The organism is Marinomonas lutimaris (assembly GCF_019426345.1).
In the GTDB taxonomy this organism is placed as follows: Bacteria; Pseudomonadota; Gammaproteobacteria; order Pseudomonadales; family Marinomonadaceae; genus Marinomonas; species Marinomonas lutimaris.
This window is the reverse complement of sequence record NZ_JAHLLW010000063.1, coordinates 1-326: the sequence shown is the minus strand read 5'-3', so window position 1 is coordinate 326 and position 326 is coordinate 1. Positions and strand designations below refer to the sequence as shown.

The following is a 326-nucleotide window of genomic DNA, read 5'->3' as shown; positions in this document are numbered from 1 at the left end:
TGCGCATCATTGGCGGCATAAAGAATCTGGTTTTCTTTCAGTGGATAAGCGCCCCAGTTGGATTTTTGGGCGCCTTTGCCAAGGCGTTTTCCCAGTACCATGGCGACGGCGGCGCGGGCGCCGATACTGTTTTTCTCTCCGACGAGTTGCTTTAAGGTGACAGACAAGTCTTGCGTGTTGGTGATGTCGATGTTGAGTTTGTTACGCAGTTCTTTGTTGTCGTCTTTGATGCCGAAGCCGACTTTTTTGATCTTCGAGTTGGTTAGTATTTCCTTGGCCGCAGCGACAGCCGAAGGAAATCGAGTTGGGAATAGGAACGCTTTTGA

Annotated in this window: 1 protein-coding gene; it reads right to left on the bottom strand. The window is 50.0% G+C overall.

All coding sequences use genetic code 11. From position 1 onward, the window contains the following. The coding region (locus tag KPL72_RS21120; RefSeq protein ID WP_488165574.1) for a 3'-5' exonuclease family protein at window positions 1-326 on the bottom strand (326 nt) is incomplete at both ends.